This window comes from Mucilaginibacter aquaedulcis, assembly GCF_030409325.1.
GTDB classification, from domain to species: Bacteria; Bacteroidota; Bacteroidia; order Sphingobacteriales; family Sphingobacteriaceae; genus Mucilaginibacter; species Mucilaginibacter aquaedulcis.
The window spans coordinates 404196-430811 of sequence record NZ_JAUFPR010000003.1 but is presented as its reverse complement, the minus strand read 5'-3'; the positions used below and the strand labels follow the sequence as shown (position 1 = coordinate 430811).

The 26616-nt window shown below is 42.4% G+C and carries 20 protein-coding genes; 12 read left to right on the top strand and 8 right to left on the bottom strand.

Annotated features, from left to right (window positions below; genetic code table 11):
- Positions 1-273: 273 nt before the first annotated feature.
- Genes uvrC through porW form a run of 4 tightly spaced genes read right to left on the bottom strand, consistent with a single transcriptional unit; the run spans position 274 to position 7782 of the window.
- Positions 274-2094, bottom strand: coding sequence for an excinuclease ABC subunit UvrC (uvrC, locus tag QWZ01_RS17065; RefSeq protein ID WP_290325308.1), 1821 nt, complete (start codon positions 2092-2094; stop codon positions 274-276).
- A 20-nt stretch (positions 2095-2114) separates the two neighbouring features.
- Positions 2115-2498, bottom strand: a complete 384-nt coding sequence (locus QWZ01_RS17060; protein WP_290325306.1) for a four helix bundle protein — start codon at positions 2496-2498, stop codon at positions 2115-2117.
- A gap of 54 nt (positions 2499-2552) precedes the next feature.
- Positions 2553-4799 (bottom strand): penicillin-binding protein 1A, encoded by a 2247-nt coding sequence (locus QWZ01_RS17055; RefSeq protein WP_290325304.1) that lies wholly within the window; start codon positions 4797-4799, stop codon positions 2553-2555.
- A 1-nt stretch (position 4800) separates the two neighbouring features.
- Positions 4801-7782 (bottom strand): type IX secretion system periplasmic lipoprotein PorW/SprE, encoded by a 2982-nt coding sequence (porW, locus tag QWZ01_RS17050; RefSeq protein WP_494337321.1) that lies wholly within the window; start codon positions 7780-7782, stop codon positions 4801-4803.
- Between the two features lie 70 nt (positions 7783-7852).
- On the opposite strand from porW, the gene QWZ01_RS17045 reads away from it, so the two are divergent.
- From QWZ01_RS17045 to QWZ01_RS16995, 11 genes are all read left to right on the top strand, one after another.
- On the top strand, positions 7853-8083 hold the full coding sequence (locus QWZ01_RS17045) for an AtpZ/AtpI family protein (protein ID WP_290325299.1): 231 nt from the start codon (positions 7853-7855) through the stop codon (positions 8081-8083).
- Positions 8080-8466 (top strand): hypothetical protein, encoded by a 387-nt coding sequence (locus QWZ01_RS17040; protein ID WP_290325298.1) that lies wholly within the window; start codon positions 8080-8082, stop codon positions 8464-8466. Before QWZ01_RS17045 ends, QWZ01_RS17040 begins: the two co-directional genes overlap by 4 nt.
- A gap of 32 nt (positions 8467-8498) precedes the next feature.
- Positions 8499-9560: a F0F1 ATP synthase subunit A gene (gene atpB, locus QWZ01_RS17035; RefSeq protein WP_353959411.1), complete on the top strand. Its 1062-nt coding sequence runs from the start codon at positions 8499-8501 to the stop codon at positions 9558-9560.
- 45 nt (positions 9561-9605) lie between these two features.
- Positions 9606-9815: an ATP synthase F0 subunit C gene (gene atpE / locus QWZ01_RS17030; RefSeq protein WP_184548037.1), complete on the top strand. Its 210-nt coding sequence runs from the start codon at positions 9606-9608 to the stop codon at positions 9813-9815.
- Between the two features lie 98 nt (positions 9816-9913).
- Positions 9914-10405: a F0F1 ATP synthase subunit B gene (atpF, locus tag QWZ01_RS17025; RefSeq protein WP_290325291.1), complete on the top strand. Its 492-nt coding sequence runs from the start codon at positions 9914-9916 to the stop codon at positions 10403-10405.
- A 112-nt stretch (positions 10406-10517) separates the two neighbouring features.
- Entirely contained in the window at positions 10518-11063 is a 546-nt protein-coding gene (gene atpH, locus QWZ01_RS17020; protein ID WP_290325289.1) for an ATP synthase F1 subunit delta, read from the top strand.
- A 39-nt stretch (positions 11064-11102) separates the two neighbouring features.
- On the top strand, positions 11103-12677 hold the full coding sequence (atpA, locus tag QWZ01_RS17015) for a F0F1 ATP synthase subunit alpha (protein ID WP_290325287.1): 1575 nt from the start codon (positions 11103-11105) through the stop codon (positions 12675-12677).
- 157 nt (positions 12678-12834) lie between these two features.
- Positions 12835-13719, top strand: a complete 885-nt coding sequence (gene atpG, locus QWZ01_RS17010; protein ID WP_290325285.1) for an ATP synthase F1 subunit gamma — start codon at positions 12835-12837, stop codon at positions 13717-13719.
- Positions 13720-13885: 166 nt separating this feature from the next.
- Complete coding sequence (locus QWZ01_RS17005) at positions 13886-15610, top strand: glycosyltransferase family 39 protein (protein WP_290325283.1); 1725 nt, start codon at positions 13886-13888, stop codon at positions 15608-15610.
- Between the two features lie 7 nt (positions 15611-15617).
- Positions 15618-16646 carry a lipid A deacylase gene (locus tag QWZ01_RS17000; RefSeq protein WP_290325281.1) on the top strand — a complete coding sequence of 343 codons (1029 nt, stop codon included), beginning with the start codon at positions 15618-15620 and terminating at the stop codon, positions 16644-16646.
- A gap of 42 nt (positions 16647-16688) precedes the next feature.
- Positions 16689-17417 carry a DUF2490 domain-containing protein gene (locus QWZ01_RS16995; protein ID WP_290325279.1) on the top strand — a complete coding sequence of 243 codons (729 nt, stop codon included), beginning with the start codon at positions 16689-16691 and terminating at the stop codon, positions 17415-17417.
- A 78-nt stretch (positions 17418-17495) separates the two neighbouring features.
- On the opposite strand, the gene QWZ01_RS16990 is transcribed toward QWZ01_RS16995, so the two are convergent.
- Entirely contained in the window at positions 17496-18227 is a 732-nt protein-coding gene (locus tag QWZ01_RS16990) for a head GIN domain-containing protein (RefSeq protein ID WP_290325277.1), read from the bottom strand.
- A 316-nt stretch (positions 18228-18543) separates the two neighbouring features.
- On the opposite strand from QWZ01_RS16990, the gene QWZ01_RS16985 reads away from it, so the two are divergent.
- A complete protein-coding gene (locus QWZ01_RS16985) occupies positions 18544-20748 on the top strand; it encodes a T9SS type A sorting domain-containing protein (RefSeq protein ID WP_290325276.1) in 2205 nt (734 codons plus the stop codon).
- 76 nt (positions 20749-20824) lie between these two features.
- Here the strand turns inward: QWZ01_RS16985 and QWZ01_RS16980 are convergent, their stop codons facing one another.
- The 3 genes from QWZ01_RS16980 to QWZ01_RS16970 all read right to left on the bottom strand — a co-directional run bounded on the left by QWZ01_RS16980 (position 20825) and on the right by QWZ01_RS16970 (position 26443).
- Positions 20825-22498: a M1 family metallopeptidase gene (locus tag QWZ01_RS16980; protein ID WP_290325275.1), complete on the bottom strand. Its 1674-nt coding sequence runs from the start codon at positions 22496-22498 to the stop codon at positions 20825-20827.
- Positions 22499-22521: 23 nt separating this feature from the next.
- Positions 22522-24201, bottom strand: coding sequence for a M1 family metallopeptidase (locus tag QWZ01_RS16975; protein WP_290325273.1), 1680 nt, complete (start codon positions 24199-24201; stop codon positions 22522-22524).
- A gap of 382 nt (positions 24202-24583) precedes the next feature.
- Positions 24584-26443 (bottom strand): CocE/NonD family hydrolase, encoded by a 1860-nt coding sequence (locus tag QWZ01_RS16970; RefSeq protein ID WP_290325271.1) that lies wholly within the window; start codon positions 26441-26443, stop codon positions 24584-24586.
- Positions 26444-26616 lie beyond the last annotated feature (173 nt).

Below are 26616 nucleotides of genomic sequence, written 5' to 3'. Positions count from 1 at the left end.
ATTGTGTAATGGCCGGGAGGGGTTTAACGCCATTTCAAACGAATAAGCCTGCCCCCTAAAACCCCTCCCTACACCCTCCCAGGGGAGGGAATCGTACAGGCTCTCACCTTTTATTTCTTCCGAACACCTATGGTGAAAACACCAACAGATGCAAAGATTTTACTTTAGTTTTCATAAAATCCGGGAAATCCATCAACCCCAAAAATCGTGGTTCAGACAAATTCGCGATTGCTTCGTCGTTCCTCCTCGCAATGACAAAATATGTTAATATAATTACTCATTCCCACTCTCAACAGCTTGGCCACCAAAATAAGTTACAATGGCTTTGGCCTGTTTCAGGTTAACAACCTCTAATAACATTTCTTCGCTGGCTTCCCTGATCTTCTTAACCGATTTAAAGTATTTCAGGAGCTTTTCGGCAGTAGTTTTACCAATGCCATCAATAAGTTCCAGTTCGGTAGCCAGTGTGCCCTTATCGCGTATTTTACGGTGAAAAGTGATGCCAAAACGGTGAGCTTCATCGCGCAGGTGCTGTATCACTTTTAGGGTTTCTGATTTTTTATCCAGGTACATTGGGTATTGGTCATTTGGATAATACAATTCTTCCAAACGCTTGGCAATACCTATAACAGTAACCTGCTTATCAATACCCAGCAATTTAAGGCTGTGCATTGCCGATGAAAGCTGACCCTTACCACCGTCGATAATGATCAACTGAGGTAGTTCGGTACCTTCATCAAGCATACGGCGGTAGCGACGGTGTACCGCCTCTTCCATGGTGGCAAAGTCATTTGGGCCCTCAACCGTTTTTACGTGGAAATGGCGGTAATCTTTTTTTGAAGGCTTGCCATCCTTAAATACCACAATGGCCGATACCGGGTACTTGCCCTGAAAGTTAGAGTTATCAAAACATTCGATATGCCTTGGCAGCTGGTTCATGCGCAGATCCTTCATCATTTGAGTTAACAACCGTTCGGTGCGGATCTCGGGGTTCAGCTTTTCGTACTGGTCTATCTTTTCTTTTTTAAAGAACTGCACATTCTTTTGCGATAGATCAAGCAGTTTACGTTTTTCGCCGAGTTTGGGTACAGTGAACTTGATGCCGGGATGGTCTTCCAGATCTATATCAAACGGCACAATGATCTCTTTAGAATCGCTGTTATAACGGCTTCTGAACTCAGATATAGCCAGGGTTAACAGTTCCTCATCGCTTTCATCCAGGCGTTTCTTAAGCTCGATGGTTTGCGTTTGTATGATGGTGCCGTTCATCACCTTTAAAAAGTTAACAAACGCAATCTTATCTTCAGATGCGATGCTAAAAACGTCGACATCTGTAATGGATGAGTTAACAACGGTTGATTTGCTCTGGTAATTTTCCAGCAGGTCAAACTTCCTTTTCAGGCGATGGGCCAGCTCATAATTATATTCGGTAACAGCAGCATCCATTTCTCCCTTTAACCTACGTAATACTGCCCCGATCTTTCCGTTCAGGATATCTTTGATCTCTTCAATGCTGTTATCGTAGTCATTCTCGGTTTGATAGTTTTGGCATGGGCCCTTGCAGTTACCCAGCTGATACTCCAAACAAACCTTAAACTTTCCTTTGTCGATGTTCTCGCGCGTCAGGGCAAGATTACAGGTACGCAGCGGATAGGTTTCCTTGATAAGCCCCAGGATATTGTGCATCATGCTTACAGATGCGTAGGGGCCAAGGTATTTGGATCCATCTTTAACAATACGCCTTGTCCAGAAAATGCGGGGGTAGTTTTCGTTCTTGATAATAATCCACGGATAAGTTTTATCATCCTTGAGCATTACATTATAACGGGGCTGATGCTTTTTGATCATGCTGTTTTCCAGCAGCCAGGCATCCACCTCTGTATCAACAATTGTAAAGGTAATATTGCGGATCTTTGATACCAAAACCCGGGTCTTGGCATTAATATGTATATCCTGATTAAAGTACGAACCCACGCGGTTGCGCAGATCTTTAGCCTTACCAATATATATCAGTTCATTCTCACTATCCCAATATTGGTATACACCAGGCTTATGAGGTATATTTTTTAATGCGATTTTGTAGTCGAAGCTCATTGGTTCACTTGTTCATTAGTTCATTGGTCTGCCTTTTGAACTTGAGATTTTCCAATGAACTTTAAGTACGCGTTAAGTTTCAGATGAACGGTTTGGAGTTTTTCAAATAACACAATGAACCGATCTTCAGTTATCAAATTTCTGTTCCTTGCTTTTTTGAGCCGTCCTTTAGTTTCCAGGATTGACCCACGGCTAAAGAAACAGAAATTCCTATTCTCTTTATAATGATATCTGCCGTATCCCTCAGCAATATTAGCACTGATAGAATCGGCTGATCGGACTATCTGTTTTCCGATTGTATCTTTTGCAAAATTATCCCATTCGCTAACCAAAAACCAAATCTCATCACTGAAAGTTTCCGCCAGGCGATAAACTTCCAAATCTTCAAGAGTATGATAACTCATAGGTTATGGATAATTGAACTATTCGCCAATGAGCTATTAAACTAATGAACCAACTCAGAAATCCAGTTTCTTATCAACCTCATTAGTGCCTTGCTGCTGCTGGTTATATTGGTCACAGTCCATAACTATGCTTACTCCGTTTTTGGGTGCATCAAAATCAACTGTTTTCTTAATGCCCAGGGCCGGGTTGGCATATACCTTTTTCATATACAGTGCAAATATAGGCAGGGCGCTGTTAGCACCTTCCCCAAGCCGGGTTGATTGGAACGCTATATCGCGGTCTTCACAACCTGTCCATAAGCCGGTAACCAACTGCGGAGTAATACCAATAAACCAGCCATCGGAGTTGGCGTTTGTAGTACCTGTTTTACCGCCGATAGGGTTATTAAGCTTGTATTTCCACTGTAATCTTGAACCGGTACCATCCTGTATTACACCTTTAAGCATATAGGTCATTACATAGGCGGTTTGCGGGTTCATGGCCTGCACAACCTTTGGAGTATGGGTATACAGTACGTTACCGTTTTTATCTTCAATACGTAAAATGTAAGTAGGCTCGGTCCAGAGGCCATGGTTGGCAAATACCGAATAAGCCCCCGTCATTTCAAATACCGATGCGTCAAATGTACCCAGGCAAATAGAAGGGTATGGAGGCACCGAACTGGTAACGCCCATCTTTTTGATCAGTTCAACAACCGGTTCGGGTTTAACCTGGCCCATAACGTTGGCCGTTACCCAGTTTTGCGAGTGGGCCAAAGCCTGGCGCAGGGTAATAAAGCCCGGCAAGGTTTCTGACGGTGACGACCGCGGACACCATGGCTCACCGTAACCACGAATAGTATCAGGCACGTTGTTGATCTTCATGCATGGCGAAAAACCATTGTCAATAGCTACGGCATATGTAAACGGCTTAGCTGTTGAACCAACCTGGCGTGTGCCATTTTTAACCTGATCATATTTAAAATGCTCAAAGTTGGTGCCTCCAACCCAGGCCTTAACATAGCCGGTAGTTGGGTCCATACTCATCAGGGCGTTGCGCAGCAGCATTTTACTGTACACGATAGAATCAATAGGTTTCATCAGTGTATCGATGTCGCCGTGCCAGGTGAATATGTTTACTGTGGTTTTAGTATTAAAGTTGGTTTTAATATCCTCATCATCCATACCCTGAGCTTTAAGCTGCTTGTAACGGTCAGATCTGAGCATACCCTGATTGATCAGGAGCTTAAAGTTATGGATGTTTTTGGCCAGGTTTTGCCCGCGCCAGTGATCATTAAACTGTACCTGCAGATTGCGCATGTATTCCTGTTGCGATTCCTCAGCATATTGCTGCATGGTGGCATCAATAGTGGTGTATATCTTCAGGCCATCACGGTCAAGATCATAAGGGTTGCCATCGGGGCGGGTAATATTCTGTTCTTTAAACAGTTTTTGCAATTCCTTTTTTAACACCGATCTGAAGTAGGGAGCAGGACCGTCAAAGTGATTGTTCGGGTGAAAATCTAACCCAAGCGGTTTTTGCTTAAGTTCTTCAGCTTGTCCCTGGCTCAGATCGCCCTTTTCAACCATACGGTTAAGTACCAGGTTACGGCGCCTCAACGCGTTTTCCGAATGCCGGGTAGGCGAGTAGATGCCCGGGCCATTAACCATACCAATTAATAAAGCTGCCTGATCTGGCGTAAGCTTATCAGGTGTGGTATTAAAATAAGTACGCGCTGCTGATTTAATGCCATAGGTGTTATAAGCTCCAAAATCAACTGTGTTGAGGTACATGGTTAATATTTCCTCTTTGGTATAGTGGCGTTCCAGCTTTACAGCGGTTACCCATTCCTGCATTTTTTGCACAATGCGTTTAAACGGGTTGGCTGCCCTTTCAGAGAAAAGGTTTAGGGCAAGCTGTTGTGTAATGGTACTGCCGCCCTGTTTTTGACCAATAAGCAAGTGCAGGAAAATAGTAAAGCTACGACCAAAGTCAATACCCGAGTGCTCAAAAAAGCGTTTGTCTTCGGTAGCTACAAGGGCATTAACCACATATGGAGATAATTCTTTGTAGGTTACGTTTGATCTGTTTTGTATGTAGTAGGTGCCTAAAACCTTTTTATCAGACGATATTACCTCTGATGCCTGGTTGCTTTTAGGGTTTTCCAGATCGCGGAAAGATGGCAGCTGACCAAATACGTCAAAAATAGTAAGCGCTATCATGATAGCTACAAATACAAAGCCTGCTATCACTGTTCGCCATATGTACCAATTATAATGTCTTATATCCTGCTGGGTAAGCTTAGGCTTAGTAGTTCTCATTTCAATAATTTTTCTGGTAATAGTCTATATAACTATCCACTGTTTTTTGATCGGCTAATTTATCCAGATTTTCCTTGGTAATGATAAAAAAACTGTATTTATCCTTTGGTACCTTCATGATATCGGGTAGCAGTGGTATAATACTTTTAGCGTATTTTCTGGCATCACTAAGGCTGCGGAAGTGACCAACGTATATAATCTGATCATCCGGACCTGCATTAACCAACTCGTGTTTAAAGCCATAACCAAAGTAACGGGTGCGGTTAAATTGACCTATACCAAAACGTGAAGAGGCCAGGTTAGTTGTACCGGTGGTAACATTTATAGCAAAATAGTAATTGGCACTATCACGCTTTGAGAATATAGACGTAATGTTGAGTCCTTTCACATCAGCCTTAACCGGGGCTGCTGCGCTATCTGGCTGCCCGGTTTTGTTGGCCTGCTGCAATTCGTAAGCAGGCATCTGGATATGATTATCGGTAAGCTTACCCTGTTGGGTTAGCTGGGTGTTGATCTTGGCATTTGCTGAGGCCAGGCCGTTTAATGGCGCGTTTACGGGGTGTTTATATTCTTCAATAGGTTGCGATGGAATAAAGCCTTTACGGTACTCTGTTTGCTTTTGATAGGCAACAGGTGGGGTGAATGGTATGGCGTCAGGATCGTCATCTGTCAACACCACCGGCCTTACGGCTACTTCTGCCATGTTGGATTCAATATAGGCCAAGTGCTGCTGAGCCAGGGGAGTTACCAATGGATCATCCGGATATTTTTGTACTATCTGCTTCATATCTGCCACAAAAGGCAACATCTTTTCCTGGTGACCGGCAGCAATAGCTTTCAGGTAATACAATTGTGCCGCGAAGCGATTATCCGGGTATCTTTTTAACAGATCATCGGCACTGCTTATAACATCCGGGTATTTTTTTTGTGCATAGAGGTCATAAACCCCATTGTAAAACACGTTGAACCCGGCATTATCATCATTAAGCTTTTTACCGTATTCAGGATCGAGGATAACCCTGGCAAATGCCGTTTGCGGATACTCTTTCAGGATCAGGTTTTTATACATCTCTGATTTTGCTGCATCAATATCGGCATATAACCTGTACAGGTTATAGTATATAGCAGGCTTATCCTGATTGTCGGGGAAACGGGTAAGCATTTTTTCAAAAGTGGTAATGGCCTCTTTCTTATCCTCCAATACATCACGGTATAAGTTGCCCAGGTCAAGGTAGGCATTATAGATTCGGATGTTTGATTGTTTTAGCATATCAGGCGTAAGGGGCAGGTCATGGATGAGCTGTGCTTTATAGCCGGCATCTTCTTCTATCTCTCCCGGTTTTCCGCCGGAACCTGCCGGTTTATCCGTAGCGCCATTTTGCGCCAAAGCCGGATTGTTTGTTGGCATACCACTGTTTGATCGTTTGCTGCGCCTCCAGTTATCTTCCAGTTTGCGGTTGCCCCATTGCCGCTTAAAAGAGGTATAACCCTGGCTTACGGCATTGGTATTGTAAAAATAGAAAGAGCTTGCAGCGTTATTTTGGCTGGCTTGTGCGGTTTGCCTGTTCTGCCCGTTTGGACCGGTTTTACCCGTTTGGGTTTGGGTAGGAAGCATGTCGGGATTGTTCAATGAAAAACTGTTGCTGAACGAATCACCGGTATTGGTAACCGCGTCAGACGCGGCTTTTTCCTGTGCAATTTTGCGGGCAACCATAGCATCAATGCGGGCATTGCGGGCTTTTTCATCAAGTCCTGCCAATACCTGTAAGGTATCCTCGCGTGATATGGTTTCCAGTAGGCCGGTAAGCACCTGCAGGTTATTGCTCTTTTTCAGGATAAGCTGGTAGCCCGGGTATCCCGTGGGCAGAAATGTTAGTGTACTATCGTAATAAACCTTGGCAGTGGCATAGTCGGCCTTGTTCTTAAAATCAATTTCGGCAATGCGCAGGTAGGATACACCTTTCTGAGTTTGATTTTTAGTGCTGTAACGTATCGATAGCTTATAGTTTTTTATGGCATTATCAATATCGCCGGTTAGGTAATACTGGGCAGCTATGTGGTAGTAGATCTGGTCGAAAAAATCTATATTATCATGGTTCTTTAGCAATTTACGCAGCAGCTCTATCTTGCTTAGTTTAACCCCATCACGATTATCCTGTATTCGTATGCGATTTAAGTTGGCATTAAACGCCATTTCAAAAGATGCATTACTTTGAACAATGCCGGTATAATTATTATAAGCATCCGCGGGTTTTAAGTTAAGCTCCTGCAGCTGCGCCAAAATGAACGTCCAGCGTAGTTTTAGCCTTTTTACAGGGTCATATTCAATAGCCTGTTTGGCATCAGCCTCAGCTTCGGCATAATTTTGTGTAATGATATTGTACTGCAGGCGGGTAGCGTATACATCGGCAGCAAAGCTTTTTTTAGGTTTTTTAGGATCGATGTTTTGAATGGCCGAATCAATAACGGTTTTGGCCTGAGGCAGATCATGAAGGTATAAAAGTGCCCGGGCCTTCCAGATCAGGGCTTGCTGGGCCAGTGGAGCATTTTTACCAAAAGAACGCCCAACATAGCTAAAGTATTCTACCGCATCAAAATAGCTGCCTTCCAGGTAGCGGGCCTTACCCATAACCAGGTAGGCATCACCAATATAATGGCTTTGCTCTTTCAGGTTGATGATGGTATTGGCTTTAGTGATGGCCAGTTCCATATCCTTATCAGGAGTACCGCTTTGTGATGTGGTATCGGGATAAACATTCAGCAGCTCAGTATAGGCATCGGGAAAGGAGGTGGCATAGCTTTCCTGCTTAAGGCGTAACAATTCGTTGGCGTTAAACAGGATGTTGTAATGCGCAGTAAGGTTTTGCATAGAACGATTAAAACCGCTTTTCTTTTCGAGCGAGCAGCCTGCAACAATAATAATAAGTGCTAACAGTAATAATTTACTGCTTTTACACGTGACAGATATAGATAATTGCCTCAAAATAAGTTATTGGTTTTAAAAGCATTGCTAAAATACTAAAGATTATACAATAGGTTTAATAAATTTGCGCATGTCAAAAAATGAACAGCAGGACGATTCTGACAGGGGCAGTCAGATAAACAGTTATGCCAAATATAGCAGCATAGGTTTTCAGATGGTTGTGATCATCGGGCTGTTTGCTTTTGGCGGCTATAAAATTGATGAAGCTGCCGGTCACCAGGTAAAATGGGTAACAGCAGTATTGTCATTGGTGGGAGTTTTTATTGCAATGTATATTGTTATCAGATCTGTAAAAAATTGAAACAACCGTCTACCTTAGTCTCGTATTTGTTTTTTGTTGTAATTACAGCTGTGCCGCCGTTGGCATTAGTTTATACAGGCCATGCAGATTGGCTGGTGCCAAAGTTTTGGCTGTTGTTCTTTTTTATCTCCGGATTAACATTTTTAACAGTAACATCTATTTTAATGGTGGCTAAAATTAATGCCGAAATGTATGTGCAGGCGTTTTTGGCAGCCACTACGGTTAAAATATTAGCCAGTATGATTTTTGCTTTGGTTTTTCTTTTAAAAATCAGGGTAAATAAGTATGTTTTCGCGGCCGATTTTTTTTATGTATATTTCTTGAATATGGCCTTTGAAATTTATGGTTTGTTATGTAACTTGCGCAACCAAAATTTAAAGTAAGAATCTCGCAATTAATGGATTTTAGCCACATTTTGAACTCAAAAAAAATAACCCTGAGCGTAGTTTTAAGCATTTTTTCATTGCTTTTCACCTACAAGGCCTTCGCCGTACAAGAACAAAAAACGCAGGAAATTGCTGTAGAAAGCAAGGAAGCGGAAAAGTTTGATCCAAGTGCTACCATACTTGAGCACATCGGCGATTCACATTATTTTCACGTAGGTGGGCATATCGCCTTCCCGTTGCCAGTGATTCTTTATACCAATAAAGGTCTGGAAATTTTTTCATCAGAACAATTTGAAGAAGGTGAAAAAGTTTATCAGGGAAAGTACTATAAGTATGCGCTGATTAAAGACAAAATAAAAGCAGTTACAGGTGAAGATAAAACCATTGACGAAAGCGCCGGTCTTATTGATTTTTCAATAACCAAGAACGTTGCTTCTATGTGGATGTCGGTACTGTTACTGTTCATTATTTTCTTTAGTGTAGCCTCTGCTTACAAAAAACGCGAAGGTAAAGCCCCTAAAGGATTGCAGTCATTGCTTGAGCCGGTGATCCTGTTTATCAGGGATGATGTGGCCTTGCCTAACATTGGTTACAAATACCAGCGCTTTATGCCGTTGCTGTTAACCGTGTTTTTCTTTATTCTGATCAATAACCTGATCGGTATGGTTCCGTTTTTCCCGGGAGGTTCAAACGTAACCGGAAATATAGCTGTAACATTTGTATTGGCTGTTATAACCCTGATAGTGGTTAATGTGAACGGTAATAAATACTACTGGAAACATATCTTTGCTCCTGATGTACCATTTTGGTTATATCCTATTATGTGGGTGGTAGAGCTTGCCGGTATCATTTCAAAGCCATTTGCGTTAATGGTGCGTTTGTTTGCCAACATTATGGCAGGCCACGTAATTGTTATTGCTTTAATATCTTTAATATTTATTTTCCAAACGCTGGGTATAGCTCCGGTATCAGTAGCATTTACTTTGTTTATTGATGTGCTTGAGCTTTTGGTTGCGTTTTTACAGGCCTTTATATTCACTATGCTTATGGCATTGTTTATAGGCAGTGCTGTTGAAGAGCACCATCATTAATTTGTATTTTATAATAACACTATATTAACTTTTAAATTTAAAAACATGACTGGAAGTATTGCTGCGTTAGGTGCAGGTTTAGCAGTTATCGGTGCTGGTATCGGTATCGGACAAATTGGTGGCAAAGCCATGGAAGGTATTAGCCGTCAGCCAGAAGCAGCTGGTAAAATTCAAACAGCCATGATCATCGCTGCAGCCCTTGTAGAAGGTGTTGCATTGTTTGGTGTGATTGTAGCTTTGTTAGGTAATAAATAATTATTACCTCAAGAAAAGAAACCATGTGTGCAACGATTGGTTGCACCGTGGTTTTTAATTGAAGATTCACTGATATAAATATATAAGGTTAACAAAAAATGGAATTAGTTACACCGGAATGGGGTTTGGTTGCCTGGACCACGATCACTTTTTTAATACTACTTGTTTTACTGAAAGCATTTGCCTGGAAACCGATCATGAGCGCTATCAATGACCGTGAAAAGTCAATTGAAGATGCGTTACTGAAGGCTGAAGCGGCTAAAGAAGAAATGTCACGTTTAACCGGCGAAAACGAATCGTTAATTAAACAAGCCCGTGCCGAGCGTGATCTGATCCTGCATGAAGCTAAAAAGGTAAAAGACCAAATGATAGCCGATGCTAAAGAAATAGCACACAAAGAAGGCGCCCGCATGATTGAGCTTGCCCGTGTTGAAATTAACAATCAGAAAGCTATTGCTATGGCTGATGTTAAAAACCAGGTAGCTACCTTATCAATACAGATTGCTGAAAAGCTGTTGCAAAAACAACTTGAAGATCAAAAAAGCCAGGACGAACTGGTTGCCCAGCTATTAAAGGAAGTAAAATTATAATGATTTCGGATTTCGGAATTTAGATTTCGGATTTATAATTAATTAAACAGATTAAAATCAATCGGCTTAACAAATCCGGAATCAAAAATCCCAACTCCCAAATAAAAACGATATGTCAGAATTAACAGTAGGAGCCAGGTACGCCAAATCACTTATTGATCTTGCACAGGAACAAAATGTTGTTGATGTGATCAAAACTGATATGGAGCTTTTTATACATACCCTTAAGGCTAATCCTGAGCTTAAGGCTGTTTTAAGTAATCCTGTTATTGCCCAGGTTAAAAAAATAAAAATACTTGATGAAGTATTTTTAAACAAGGTGAACAAAGTAACCATATCCTTTTTTAAGTTAATGATTGATAAAGGCCGTGGTGAAGTATTGTACGCTACCGCTTACGAATACGTTAACCTGTATAACATTAAAAAGCACATCACTAAGGCTACCGTAACATCAGCTTCGCCATTATCGGCAGCTAACGAAAAAGTTATCATAGCCGAGGTTCAAAAAGCTATTGGTGGTACAGTTGAGCTTACAGCAAAGGTTGATGCTTCATTAATTGGTGGTTTTGTGCTTACCGTGGGTAGCACACAAATGGACACCAGTGTATTGGGAAGCCTTAAAAAATTACAAAAAGAATTTGCCGGGACGGCAGCATAATTTATATAAAAACTAAAACTCTAAATAAAATTAAAAAAGATGGTAGAGGTTAGACCAGACGAAGTATCAGCAATTTTGCGTCAGCAGTTGGCAGGCTTCAAGTCAGAATCTGAATTAGAAGAAGTGGGTACCGTACTGCAAGTTGGTGACGGTATTGCACGGGTTTACGGATTAACAAAAGTACAATCAGGCGAGCTTGTTGAATTTGGAACAGGCCTGCAAGGTATCGTACTTAACCTTGAAGAGGATAACGTGGGTGTGGTATTGTTAGGCAAATCTGACGATATTAAAGAAGGTGATACTGTAAAACGTACCAACCGTATTGCATCAATCAACGTAGGCGAAGGTATGCTTGGCCGTGTTGTTGACACCCTGGGTAACCCAATTGATGGTAAAGGCCCAATCACCGGCGATACTTACGAAATGCCATTGGAGCGTAAAGCACCAGGTGTTATCTATCGCCAGCCGGTAACCGAGCCATTACAAACAGGTATCAAAGCTATCGACGCGATGATCCCAATTGGCCGCGGACAACGTGAGCTGGTAATTGGTGACCGCCAAACCGGTAAAACCGCTGTTTGTATCGATACCATCATCAACCAAAAAGAATTTTATGATGCCGGCAAACCGGTTATCTGTATATATGTAGCTTGCGGTCAAAAAGCATCTACAGTAGCAAACATTGTACGTACACTGGAAGAAAACGGCGCTATGCCATATTCTATCATTGTAGCAGCAAACGCTTCAGATTCTGCAACCATGCAGTTCTTTGCTCCGTTTGCCGGTGCCGCTATCGGTGAGTATTTCCGTGATACCGGAAGACCTGCTTTGATCATCTATGATGACTTGTCAAAACAAGCTGTTGCTTACCGTGAGGTATCGCTATTATTACGTCGTCCACCGGGTCGTGAGGCTTACCCTGGTGACGTATTTTACCTGCACAGCCGTTTATTAGAGCGTGCCGCTAAGATCAACTCTAACGATTCTATCGCTCAGCAAATGAACGATCTTCCGGAATCTATCAGAGGTATCGTAAAAGGTGGTGGTTCATTAACCGCACTTCCTATCATTGAAACACAAGCTGGTGACGTATCTGCTTACATCCCAACCAATGTGATCTCTATTACCGATGGTCAAATATTCCTGGAATCAAACCTGTTTAACGCGGGTGTTCGTCCGGCTATCAACGTAGGTATCTCTGTATCACGTGTAGGTGGTAACGCGCAGATCAAATCAATGAAAAAGGTAGCAGGTACCCTGAAGCTTGACCAGGCTCAATACCGCGAGTTAGAGGCGTTCTCTAAATTCGGTTCAGATCTTGACGCTTCAACCAAAAACGTGTTGGATAAAGGTGTGCGTAACGTAGAGATCCTGAAACAAGGTCAGTACTCACCTGTAACTGTTGAAAAACAAGTTGCTATCATTTACTTAGGTACTAAAAACTTAATGCGTAACGTACCGGTAAAAGACATCAGGAAATTTGAAACAGAATTTACCGACCAGTTAGAGGCTCGTCACCCAGAGGTGTTAGCTGCCCTTAAAGCAGGTAAATTTGACGATCAGATAACCGGCGTACTGGAAACAGTAGCTAAAGACCTGGCTGGAAAATATTAATTAGTAGTATCAAGTAGTTAGTATCAAGTATCAGGACCAAAAAGATCTCGATGCTTGATACTCAAAACTTGATACCAGATATAGGTACCATTAGTAAAGGTGTTCAGGTACAAAATTTTGATACTTGATACTCAATACTTGATACTAAAGAAAAAGAATGGCTAATTTAAAAGAAGTAAGAAACAGGATATCATCAGTATCATCAACGCAGCAGATCACCAAGGCCATGAAAATGGTTTCGGCGGCTAAGTTGAAACGTGCTACTAATGCTATTATACAATTGCGCCCTTACGCTACTAAACTGAAAGAGTTGCTTTCAAATCTTTCGCAAAGTTTAGAAGATGGTTCATCTCCATATTTGCAGGAACGTGAGCCGGTACGTGTATTGGTGATTGTAGTATCATCAAACCGTGGTTTGGCTGGTGCTTTTAATACCAACGTTATTAAAACAGCCAACAACCTTATTGCCGAAAAGTACAGTAAGCAATTGGCCGCGGGTAATGTATCTATAGTAGCTATTGGTAAAAAAAGCCAGGAGTATTATCAACGCCGCAAGTACAATGTAATTGGTAACAATAACGATCTGTACCTTGCCCTGAACTTTGAAAATACTTCAAAAATTACCGAAAGCATTATGCAAGGTTTTGTTAATGGCGATTATGACCGTGTTGAACTGGTGTATAACCATTTCAGAAACGCGGCCGTTCAGTACTTAGTTGCTGAGCAATTATTGCCGGTGCCAAAACCTGCAAAAGAGGAAGAGGTAAAAGCTTCAAATGTTGATTACATCCTGGAGCCATCTCAACAAGAAATTGTGGAGCAGCTTATCCCTAAAAATATTAAGATACAATTGTACCGTGCCGTATTGGATTCAAATGCTTCTGAGCATGGAGCCCGTATGACAGCGATGGACAAGGCTACAGAAAATGCCGGCGATTTGTTAAAGGCACTTAAACTGGCCTATAACCAGGCCCGTCAGGCAGCCATCACAACCGAGCTTACCGAGATTGTAAGTGGTGCCGCGGCATTATCATCAAACTAAGTTTATCAACTTACTATATGAAAGGCCTCCTTGCAAAGGGAGGCCTTTTTTGTTGAATAATGAAGATTCCGGTATTATTTGATCAATTTACTTAATGATGATTACGAAGGCTTTATGCCTTATATCTTTTATCATACCTTTGCCAATTCAATTTTTAACGTAATTAATGCAGCACAACACTTTAAATAACCCGGATGATCCTGTAAAATACAGTCGCCCCGTTATTTATTTTTTGCTGTTGTGGACCGCGTTAAACATATTGCAGTCCTATACCCTTGAGCTGCATGCCGACGAAGCCTATTACTGGGTTTTCTCCAAAATGATGGATTGGGGCTTTTACTACCACCCACCCATGGTGGCTGTATTTATTCATATAGGCGATTTACTGGTACATAATGAACTGGGAGCGCGATTGATCACGTTGCTATCAAGCACAGCGGCTATATACCTGATATGGCTTATGCTGCAGCGATACGCGGTTAGCGCCAAATGGTTTATCCTTTTAATAGCCGGTATACTTGTTTTTCATGTATATGGGTTTACCGCTACACCCGATGCTCCGCTGCTTTTCTTCGCGGTGCTATTTTACTTTTTTTATCAGCAGTATCTTGATCGCGATAGTTTGGTTTTGGCATTGATACTGGGTATTATAGTAGCCTGCCTTATGTATAGCAAATACCATGGTATATTGCTTGTAGGCTTTACGCTTTTATCAAATTTAAAACTGTTAAAACGCGGCTCTTTTTATTTAATAGCCGCGGTGGCACTGGTGTTGTTTGTGCCACACATCATTTGGCAATACCATCATAACTTCCCGGCTGTAAACTTAAATTTGTTTGAACGCAACGGCGGAGGTTTTAATATTACCTACGGGTTTAATTACCTGGGTGCTCAATTATTAATTGGTGGGCCACTCATCAGCTGGTTTATATTTTATAAAGGATTTACCGCTAAAATTCAGGATGCCTTTATGCGCTGCCTCATGGTGAACGCGGCGGGTGTTTTTATTTTCTTTTACCTGAACACCTTAAAGGTAAATGTACAGCCCCATTATACGCTGATTGCGTTTGTGCCGCTGATTATGCTGGCGCTTATCAATCTTAAACAAAAAGAGTTTGCCCCTGTATGGCTTTACCGCTTAGCCATTGTAAATATTGCGCTGATTGTTGCCTTCAGGCTATGCCTGGTAGCTGGCTTTGATTTCCTGAAGCAGAACGGGCAGCTGGCCAGCTATTATGGTTTTAAGGATTGGGCAAAGGCCGTACAAGCCAAAGCGGGTGATCATTATGTGATCATGCGTGATGAATATCAGAATCCATCCAAATATTGCTTTTACACCAACTCATTAAAAGGGTTCGGGTATGATTCGCGTTATTACCGTACCACCCAGTTTGATATGTGGCCCTTTGAGGATAGCCTGCAGCATACAGACGTGTATTACCTTACTGTAGATAAAACACCTGGCGTATCAACCGATAGCATAACCACAAGCGGCAAATGGTACGGTGGCTGGGTTAAGGATACCCGTACATATCAAAAGATAATATGTGATGCTGATCTGAAGATTGTCACATTGGCTCCCGGACAAAAGCAAAGCCTTAATTTAACCATTACCAATCCTTACCCTTTTGCGGTTAATTTCGGCAATAAGAACATGACACATCCACTTACGGTAGAGGCTTGTTTTTTTGTAGGTTTTGATCAGGTAGGTACGCAAGCCTTTCCCGAAGACTTTTATAATATTTCATTAAAACCGGGTGAGCAAACCCACTATACATTTACACTTACCGCTCCACAAAAGAAAGGTACATACGCCTTGTTTTTCTCCTGGCGAACGGATCCTTTTGTGGGCAGCAGAAATAGCGGTATCATCAATTTAACAGTTAAATAATTACCCCATGCTTAAAAAACTATACCTTTTAGCAATTTTCACTATCATAAGCAGCACGGCTGCACTGGCACAAAACAGCCTCGATATTCACTTTAACGGAATGGGCTTTTTAGATAATCGCGAGTATAAGCCATTTGTATTAAGATCCCGTACTTACTCTGGTGTGCGTACCGAGCTTGATATGGGTTTAAATATTGATAGTGTTCACCATTTTATTGTAGGTGCCAATGCCCTGCATGAATTTGGCGCCCAGCCTTATTTTTTAAAGGTTAATCCTGTAGCTTATTACAGCTACACAGGTAAAAACTGGCTCTTTAACGCGGGTGCTTTTCCGCGCGAAGGTTTGCTTGATGATTACCCCCGTGCCTTATTGAATGATACCCTGCGTTATTACCGCCCCAATGTAGAAGGTTTACTGGCACGCGTACACAACGAGCACTTTACCGAAACCGGCTGGATTGATTGGGTAAGCCGCCAAACCGATACCGAACGCGAAGAGTTTTTATTTGGCTTTTCCGGTAAATACAAACCAAGCCTTTATGGCCCTTTTTATGTATCGCACTATTTTTTATTATTGCATGATGCCGGTCCGGGTATACCTATCCCTAATGACCATATTCAGGATAATGGCGGCGGGCAAATACGTTTAGGGCTCGACTTCAGTCATAAAACCGTTTTAGATTCGTTAAGTATCGAGGCAGGTGGTATGATGTCGTTTGAGCGTACACGGGGTATTGATGGTTTTCAAAAACCGAAAGGCTTTATATCAAGCGCGTATTTAGGCTGGCATCAGTTTGCTTTATATGATGAGTTTTATAAAGGCGACGGCAGCCACATTATTTATGGCGATTCGTTTTATCAGTTTAAAACCTACAACCGGCTTGACCTGATATACACGCCGTTTTTTTATAAGCGCATAAAAGGACAGTTTATTTTAAGTTTTCACCAGGTGCCCGGATATGCCATGAGCAACCAGGAAGCCTTCAGGGTTACGTTTGACCTTGGCCGGCAAACGCTGCTGCGTTTTAAAGACTAAGTAATACATAGTAATTAACCTTACAACAAATAAATATATACTATGCAATTGAAACAAAAATTATCGGTTCTTCTTGTTCTGCTGTTTATAGTTCCTGCAACAAAACTATACGCGCAAGATAACCAGTTTTCGGGATGGGCGGCCCTGTTCCACAGCCAGCGGCTTTCAGAGCATTGGGGGTATTCATTTGACGGGCAATTTCGCTCACATGATGAATTGAGTTATCTCAAGCATATCCTCCTGCGCCCGTCGGCCAATTACTATTTTGCCAACAATAAAGTAGCTGCATTGGGTTACGCCTACATAGCCACCAATGGCCGTACCCCTGCAGGTGATAAAACCTTCAGGCCCGAACACCGCATCTGGCAACAATATACTTACTCGCATAAACTGGGTAAACAAATCGCTGTATCGCACCGTTTGCGCCTGGAGCAGCGCTTTTTAGGCCAAACAGCTAACAATAAAAACGACGATTATTTTTCACAGCGTTTCAGGTATTTTGCCCGCGGGGTAATTCCGTTTAAAAACGATTCGACAGTGTTTACCAAAGGCCCTTTCCTGGCTTTACAAAATGAGGTATTTGTTAACCTGCAAAACAAGAACAAAGTAAATAAACACTTCTTTGATCAAAACAGGGCATACGTTGCCATAGGCTACCGCGTCAGCAAAATGTTTGATGTAGAAATAGGTTACCTTAACCAATACATAAAACAAGCCGAAAGCTATACGCTTAACCACGTAGCGCAATTGGCTTTTTATACCAGGTTTTAATCACTGCAATACACATACAAAAAAGGCGATGGAATTAATTCCATCGCCTTTTTTGTATGGCACATATTCGACTCACCTTTACATCCGGTGAATTTCGCCGCTGCCTGCTTTTGAACTGTTAATTGTTTTAACGCTGCCGGTGTAGTATATATCACCCGAGCCTACAACAGAGGCATCCAGTTTTTGGTTAACATTTACTTTGGCATCGCCAGAACCTGCAACACGGATAGAGGTTGAATTGGTAACGAGTTCCTTCCCTGAAAAATCCCCTGAGCCTACAATACTCACACTTGACTCATCGGCCCTGCCGCTGATCTTGATATCGCCCGAGCCAGATAAGCTGGTTTCTAAAGTTTTAACATCCAGCTTTCCGCTCAGATCGCCAGAGCCTGAAAGTTTAAGTTTAAATGAGTTAGCACGAACTCCCTGATCAAACTTAACATCGCCAGAGCCTGAAAGGGTAACACCATTCAATGTTTTAGCCGAAACATAAACAACTATTTTTTTATGGCCAAACATGTTGTTCCAGTCCGATCCATTTTTGGTATGTATTTTTAATACGCCGCCTTCAACCTCGGTAATAATACGGTTCATGATATCTGATGGGGCCGTAACCTTAACAGATTCTGTGGATCCTTGGGTAATGATTACATCGAAAGAACCTCCAACATCAACAGAACTAAATCCGGATAGATGGCGGTCTTCAGTATTTTGAGTATTGATAATTATAGTGTTTGCTTTTGCAATGGTGTAGCCTATGGTACCTGTAGTGAGGGCGATAGCCAGTAATAGTTTAGTTAGTGATTTCATGTTGTTTAGTATTTGGTAATAAGACGCAGGCAATGCGCTTTGGTTGCAAAAAGTTGAAAATAAAATTAAAGATAATCTATTTTCCTGATGTGAGAAATTAGCACATTTTATTATACAATAGTTATAAATCAACAAATTACGGTATTATTCATAGTAACTTGTATTCATATTATTCCCTATTAAATAAATATGATTGCGTGTGGTTTTATAAGTGAAAACAAGATACCTGAATAAATAAGCCGCTCCTTCTTTATAAACCTATACCCATCAATATTGCTGATCTACCTGATTTAACAATATTATAAACGTCCTTATCATGAAAGCAAACCTACAAACTAAGCTATGCTTATTAGTTTTATCGCTTGGGCTATGTTTAACCACTGGCCTGAAGGCGCAAAATGTGCCCGTTGCCCTGCGCAGCGATATTAAAGTTACCAAACTTTTAAACGTACCCGCCGGTTGCTCCCGCCTGGCGCGCGACCCTGTATCCGGGCATTTATTTTTTGTGAATCAAAACGGTAATGTGTACGAGGTTTTAAATAATAATGGAACCTACAGCAGTGTTTTAAGGGCATCCAAGGCCGATCATGGTATTACGCTGCTACAGGGCATGGCCTTTAAAGGGAAAAGCTTGTTTTTAATAGGAAACCGGAATGCCGATAGCATAAGTTATGAGGGCAGAATTGCGAAGGGGGTACTGCAAACCTCGGGTAAAAGAACCTGGAGCCTGGTGATGACCACCCAAAAATATGGCTATACCAATACCGCTTACAATCATGGCTACAGTGGTATGGCGGTAAGCCCGGATAGTAATTATTTGTTTATCAGCAGCGGCTCAAGAACAGATCATGGTGAGATACAAACCCGAAAAGGCTTGGCACCGGGCCTCAGGGAAGAACCACTTACATCAGCCATATTCAGGATACCTATTAATTCGGCCAACCTGACATTACCTAATGATTCGGCGAAGCTGGCCAGCCTTGGATATTTATATGCTGATGGTACACGCAATAGTTTTGATCTGGCCTTTGGCCCCGAAGGCAATTTATACGGTTGTGAAAACTCCGGCGACAGGGATGATCCTGATGAGCTGAACTGGATAAGGCAGGGGCATTTTTATGGCTTTCCCTGGAATTTGGGGGGCAATGTAACACCGATGCAGTTTGCGGGTTATAACCCGGCTGCTGATAAGTTGTTGAACCCAAATTGCAACGGCGCCAAAAAAGGATTTTTTTATAACGACCCTAATTATCCCAAAAACCCGGGCCGGGTATTTACCCCCGGTATTGTAAACCTTGGCCCGGATGGGGCCAAATTCAGGGATGCCACAACCGGTGCTATTCTGGACGCTAATCAATCTGGTTTAAAAATGACCACCTTTACCAGTCACCGTTCGCCACTGGGGTTGGTGTTTGATCGCGACAGCTTGCTGACAGATGAATTTAAAGGTCACGGTTTTATATTAGGATGGACAGCCGGTGTTACCCCAACATCAACAGAGATAGGCCCGTTCTCAGACCCAGGACAGGATCTGCTGCATATCCAGTTCATATATGATGCTACAACCGATAATTATAAGATACAAACAAATCGTATAGCCTGGAAATTTAATAACCCTGTTGATGCGGAGATGGTAGGCAACAGCATTTATGTGCTGGAATATGGCGGCTCATCGCCCAAAATATGGAAGGTAGATCTGCCTCTGGCCCCAGCCTGCGGAAGCGGGGCTTACATCACCCGCGAGCAGTATAGTAATATTCCGGGCAAGCTGGTGAGCGATTTAACCAAGAACGCTAACTATCCAAATAAGCCAACAACTACCACCAAACTAACATCATTTGAAGCTCCGCTGAATGCCGGGGAAAACTTTGGTGCACGCGTGCGGGGTTTTGTTACTCCGCCTACAACCGGTAATTATACCTTTTTTATAGCCGCAGACGATGCCGCCGAACTTTGGCTGAGCACTGATGCAACTACCACACATAAAAGGAAAATAGCTTCGGTAGCTACCTCTACGCTTTCAAGGCAATACACCAAGTTTTCATCGCAAAAATCGGTTGCTATAGCTTTGAAGGCTAATACCAAGTATTATATAGAGGCTTTGCAAAAGGAGGGAACGGCCGGCGATAATTTATCGGTTAGCTGGCAGTTACCCAGCGGTGTTATGGAAATACCAATTTCCTGCAACAGGTTGTCGCCTTATATACAGCCGGCGGCTACAAAATTGGCTGTTACCGATTCTTTGGAAAGTGCGCCAGCTGATAATACTGCTAATGCGGTGCAGGTATTCCCTAACCCGGCTAAAAATGTTTTGAATGTGAAGTTTAACTCCCTTGTACAAAATTCCGGCGAAGTGAGCATTACCAACTTTTCGGGCCGAAAAGTATATGGTTCATCGATAAAAATTAATACGGGCGAAAACAACCTGAGCATCAACAGCTCGTTTTTGAGCAAGGGAATCTATATTCTTAACGTGGTTTACGGCGGGAAGAAATATGCCAGTAAAGTGATAATTGAATAACGGGAGATAAAAAAAATCAGGTTGATCAGGGAACGAACTTATCAATCCTTAATCAACCTGATAATCTTTTTTGATTTTAATCGATCATTACACCGATGTAATAATTGAAAGTATCTACCTCAATATTGCTGGCGGTAGCACCCTCTAAATCTACAGGAGTAAAGCGGGTGGTTGGGGTAATGAATTTATAATCGCCGCCCTTTACTTTTACCTTTACCGGCATATTGAATGCCGGGGCATTAACGCTTGCCCAGCGGCAAAGTGTTCTACCATTTCTGGTTATAAACTCCAGTATAGGGATGTTTTTATAATGCAGATACTGATCAAATACAGGAGATAAGTTTATGCCGCTTTGCTGATTAATGTAGTTCACTATCTGGTCATAAGTAACGGTTTGGTGATAAAATGTACTGCCTAAGCCGCGCAGGATGTTACGCCATTTTTCATCATCGTTAATAATGGTGCGAATCATATTGAGCATGTTGCCCCCTTTGTAGTACATATCGCCTGATCCTTCACGGTTTACACCATAGGGGCCAACAATCGGCCTGTCATTTTGGATGGCCATACGGGTGCCATGCACATATTCCTGCCCGGCTTGTTTGCCGTAATACTCTTCAATAAATAATGATTCGGAGTAGTTGGTAAAGCTTTCATGGATCCACATATCAGCAACATCTTTGGAGGTAATATTGTTGCCAAACCACTCGTGCCCGCTTTCATGTACCACAATAAAGTCCCATTTTAGGCCCCAGCCTGTACCTGACAAATCACGACCCAGGTAGCCGTTTTTGTAATGATTTCCGTAAGCTGTACCGCTTTGATGCTCCATCCCCAGGTGCGGAGTTTCAACCAGTTTGTAGCCATCTTCATAAAAAGGATATGGACCAAACCAGTGTTCAAAGGCTTTAAGCATTTTAGGAGCATTTTCGCCCCATTGCTTTTTGGCTTTGTTAATGTTATAGCTCAGCGGCCAATAGTCAAGCGTTAGCTTACCCTTTTCACCGGCATAAGTGCCATCGTAATGTACGTAGTCGCCAATGTTGGCTTCAATATCGTAATTGTTGATAGGATTGGCCACAAACCAATCGAACCGGGTATAGCCATCTTTTAGTTTGGTTACCTTGCGAAGGCGGCCGTTTGATACATCTTTTAAACCATTAGGCACACTGATACTGATCAGTGCGCTGTCTACCTCATCATATTGATGATCTTTGGTTGGCCACCATATACTGGCTCCTATGCCCTGGCAGGCAGTAGCTACCCACGGCTTACCCAATGAGTCGGTAGTGAACACAACGCCACCATCCCATGGAGCACGTTTGGCAATAGTGGGGTTGCCCGAATAAAACACGGTAAACCCATCAACACTGCCTTTGGTTATAGTTTGTGGAAAAGTAACAAACACCGCGTTAAACTCTCGTGTATACGGCAATTCCTGCCCTTTATAAACAATCTTATCAACCTTTAAATTAGCAAACAGATCAAACTGTAGTTTGGTGAAATCCTGTGTAGCGGTAAACTTAAACAGGTTGCTGCCGCTGATAAATTTTTGATCGATGTTAAACTTCACATCCAGGTGATAGTAGTTAATATCGTAACAGGTACGCAGCGGCGTTAAGCTGCCGCGCAGGCTATCGGCCCGGGTAAAAGTTTCGCGGTTTGCACCAAGCTGGGCCTGGGCAGGCGATAAGCAAATGCCTACCAGTAAAGCGGTAAACAGATATATATATAAATTCTTATTTCGCATGTTAATAATCAATTAATTAGAAACTAATCTTTCAGTAAACCTATGTAATAATTGAAGGTATCAACTTCAATATTGTCTTTGGTAGCACCTTCCAATTCAACAGGGGCAAAGTGGGTAGTGGGGGTAATAAATTTATACTCGCCTCCTTTTACCCGTACCAATACAGGCATGGTAAAGTTTTTGGCATCAGCTATCCAGCGGCTCATGAGTTTACCATCTCTTACACCAAATTCAAGCGTAGGTAGGGTTTGGTAATGCAGGTACTGATCAAAAACAGGAAGCAGGTTTTTGCCCGATTGCTCATTAATATAATTCACCACCTGATCATAAGTAACGGTTTGGTGGTAAAACGTGCTGCCCAGCCCGCGCAAAATGTTACGCCATTTTTCATCGTCGTTAATAATAGTACGTACCATGTTCAGGAGCACGGCACCCTTAGGGTACATATCTCCCGATCCTTCTTTATTCACATTGTAAACGCCAACAATGGGGCTTCCATTTGATATGCCTGTTCTTATGCCGTAGTTATATTCCTGACCGGCTTTTTTACCCCAGTTATCCTCCACAAACAACGATTCGGAATAGCAGGTAAAGCTTTCATGTATCCACATATCGGCAAGGTCTTTTCCGGTGATGTTGTTGCCAAACCATTCATGGCCGCTTTCGTGTACAATGATGTAATCCCATTTGCTGCCCCAGCCCGTGCCCGACATATCGTGACCCAAATATCCGTTCAGGTAGTGGTTACCGTAAGCTGTTGCACTCTGATGCTCCATACCCAGGTGCGGGGTTTCAACCAGTTTATACCCATCCTCATAAAAAGGATATGGGCCAAACCAGTGTTCAAAGGCTTTAAGCATCGGTTTTACATTAGCTGCAAATTGTTTCTTAGCTTTTTCAAGGCTGGCAGGCAGTACCCAATAATCCAGACTTAGTTTTCCTTTTTCACCCATATAACTATCGCTAAAATGTACATAATCGCCAATATTGGCAGCTACATCATAGTTGTTAATAGGATTGGCTACAAACCAATCAAAGCGGGAATAGCCATTTTTAAGGTCGGTAACTTTACGCAGGCGACCGTTTGATACATCTTTCAGGCCCTTGGGCACGCTGATACTGATCATCATGCTGTCAACCTCATCGCTCAGATGATCTTTATTGGGCCACCAAATGCTGGCGCCCACACCCTCGCAGGCTGTAGCCACCCAGGGTTTACCCAATGAATCTTTTTTAAATACAATACCGCCATCCCAGGGAGCGTTTTTGGCTATGGTAGGGTTGCCGGAATAGAATACGGTAAATTCGTCTTTACTTCCCTGGGTAATAGTTTGCGGAAAGGTTACAAAAACCGCGTTGGCTTCACGGGTGTATGGCAGGCTTTTGCCTTTATATACCACCTTATCAACATTCAAATTGGCAAACAGGTCAAACTGTAGTTTAGTAAAATCCTGGGTAGCGGTAAATTTAAACTGGTTGCTGCCGCTGATAGCTTTCTGATCGATATTGAACTTAACATCGAGGTGATAGTAATTAATATCATAACAGCTGCGCAATGGCGAAAGCGTTCCACGCAACGTATCAGCGTGAGTGTATTTGATTTTAGTTTCCAGCAGTTGTGCCCTGGAAATAACCGGCAGGCATAGCACCGCTGCAAAAAAGGCAATTTTGCGATGTAGTTTAGTAAACGGGGAGTTGTTCATTGTTAAAGATCAATCAATATTTAGAGGCTAAATTTACTGAATTGTATGAAGTAAAATCGTTTCCAGTTTGTTCAAAGCCGAAAGTCACCCTTTTGGGGTGACTTCAACAAAAAACTCCCTCTGGTAATAGGTAATAACCAATCAAAAGCATATCATTGAAACTACATAGTACACAAATGACTCACCCGGTCTACGCTTCGCTGGACCGCCCTCTCTTCAGCTTCGCTGGAAAGAGGGCAAAGAAAAAATCCCCTCTTTCCGCCGCAGGCGAAGAGAGGGGTGACAAGCGCAGCGATGTCAGGGTGAGTTGATAAACTATCCGAAGTTTCTAAATCATACCTTTTCATGCGCTAATACTTTTAAAAGGGAGTTTTTTAAATGACTATTTCAATACCTGTACATCAATAAAGCTATCGTTATAAACGGTTTCTGTAGCTTTGATGTAGTCGCTTTCATTGGCCTTGTATGGGTTATCCACAAACTTTTGCGGGTTGCGGGCGATGATCGGGAACCAGGTGCTTTGTACCTGGATCATGATACGGTGACCTTTTTTGAAGGTATGCAGCACATCCTGCAGACGGAAGTTTACATCAGTTTTCTGGTTAGCAACCAAAGCTTCCGGTTTTTCAAAACTGTTACGGAAACGTGCCGGCATTACTTCCGAGCGTACCATTTGCCAGTAATTGCTCAGGATAATGTTTTTGTTGGGCATGTATGGGTTGTTAGGCTCATCGGCCGGGTAAACATCAATCAGTTTCACTATGAAATCGGCATCGGTGCCTGTGGTAGCAATTTTAAGGTTTGCTTTGATCTCGCCACCAAGGGTTACATCATCCTTTAAAACATCTGTTTGATAAACCAGTACATCAGTACGGCGACCGGCAAAGCGCTGATCCTCGCTCATGTAATTGTGAGGGGTAAAGCCCATGGTAGTGGTATTGTCCTCCGTGTACGGAACCGGTTTAAGCGGATCACTTACATATGAAACAGAACCTGTTGCGGAAGGCTGTGCATCGGCCAGTTTGCCATCGGCACCTAAATACATTTTTTGGTGAATCGCGTTTGGTGCAGGCCATTTATCAAATGTTGCCCATTCCTTTTTACCTGTATTGTACATATAGGCATTTGGCAGGCCTGAGTTTTTGTCGCCATTACCTTTCAGGAAATGGTTAAAGAATTTAGCCTCAATGTTTTTCTGATAAAAGGTAGCAATGCTATCGCCAAAGTAAACGTTGCTGTGCATAGTGTGCCCGGTTTCGCGCGACCAGCGGCCGTGGCCAAACGGCCCCATCACAATAGTATTATAAGCGTTAGGGTCGGTTTTGTTGATGGTTTTGTAAATAGCCAGCGGGCCTGTTAAATCCTCCGCATCGTACCAGCCGCCTACCAGCATCACCGCAGGTTTTACTTTACCATAATGTTTAAGCAAGCCGCGTTTTTGCCAAAACTCGTCATAGTTAGGGTGGTTAACCGTTTCCTGCCAGAAGAAGTTGTCTTTATAATATTTATCGGCGTTTTTAAGCGGACCTAAATCCAGTAAAAACTGGTAGCCATCTTTTGATTCGGGTTTAAGCATGGTGTACCATGGCTTGCTGGTAGTATCAGTTTTTTGAACACCAAACACCGGGAAAGTGAAAAAGTACCCCTCAATAAATGCACCATTGTGATGGAAATCATCAAACCAAAAATCAGATATTGGTGCTTGAGGCGATGATGCCTTTAAAGCCGGGTGGTTTGATAAGATGCCCGCAGCGGTGTAAAAGCCTGGGTAGGATATGCCATACTGACCAACCTTGCCATTGTTGTTAGGTGCGTTTTTAACCAGCCAGTCAATAGTATCATAAGTATCAGAACCTTCATCAACATCATTTTTACTTTTCTTGTTGTCGATGACCGGGGTCATATTAGTCCAGGTGCCTTCACTTTTCCAGCGTCCACGTACGTCCTGGTATACAAATATGTAACCCTCTTTCATAATGGTTTCAGACGGGCCCAGGCGTGCCGGGTATTTATCCTCGCCGTAAGGAGCCACGCTGTAGCAGGTACGCTGCATCAGGATAGGATATTTGTTTTTGGATGATGCATCTTTAGGCGTGTAAATGGCGGTGAAAAGCTTTTTCCCATCGCGCATGGCGATATACACTTCTTTTTTGGTAAAATGCTCCTTCACATAATCGCTTTGTGCAAGCAAATTTTGGCAACAGAATATCGCCAGCATAAATAACAGGTAAGTTTTCTTCATGAGATCAGTAATTTGATTGCTAAAATAGCAAGTAAATTCATAATTGCCTGTTTATTGCAACAGTGTTACAATAAACAGGCAAATCCAAGCGGAAATGTATCGCGAAATTTGACCAGAAATCTATAAAATAATAGCCTAATAACCATTAACTTTGCCAACCACAAAATACACTA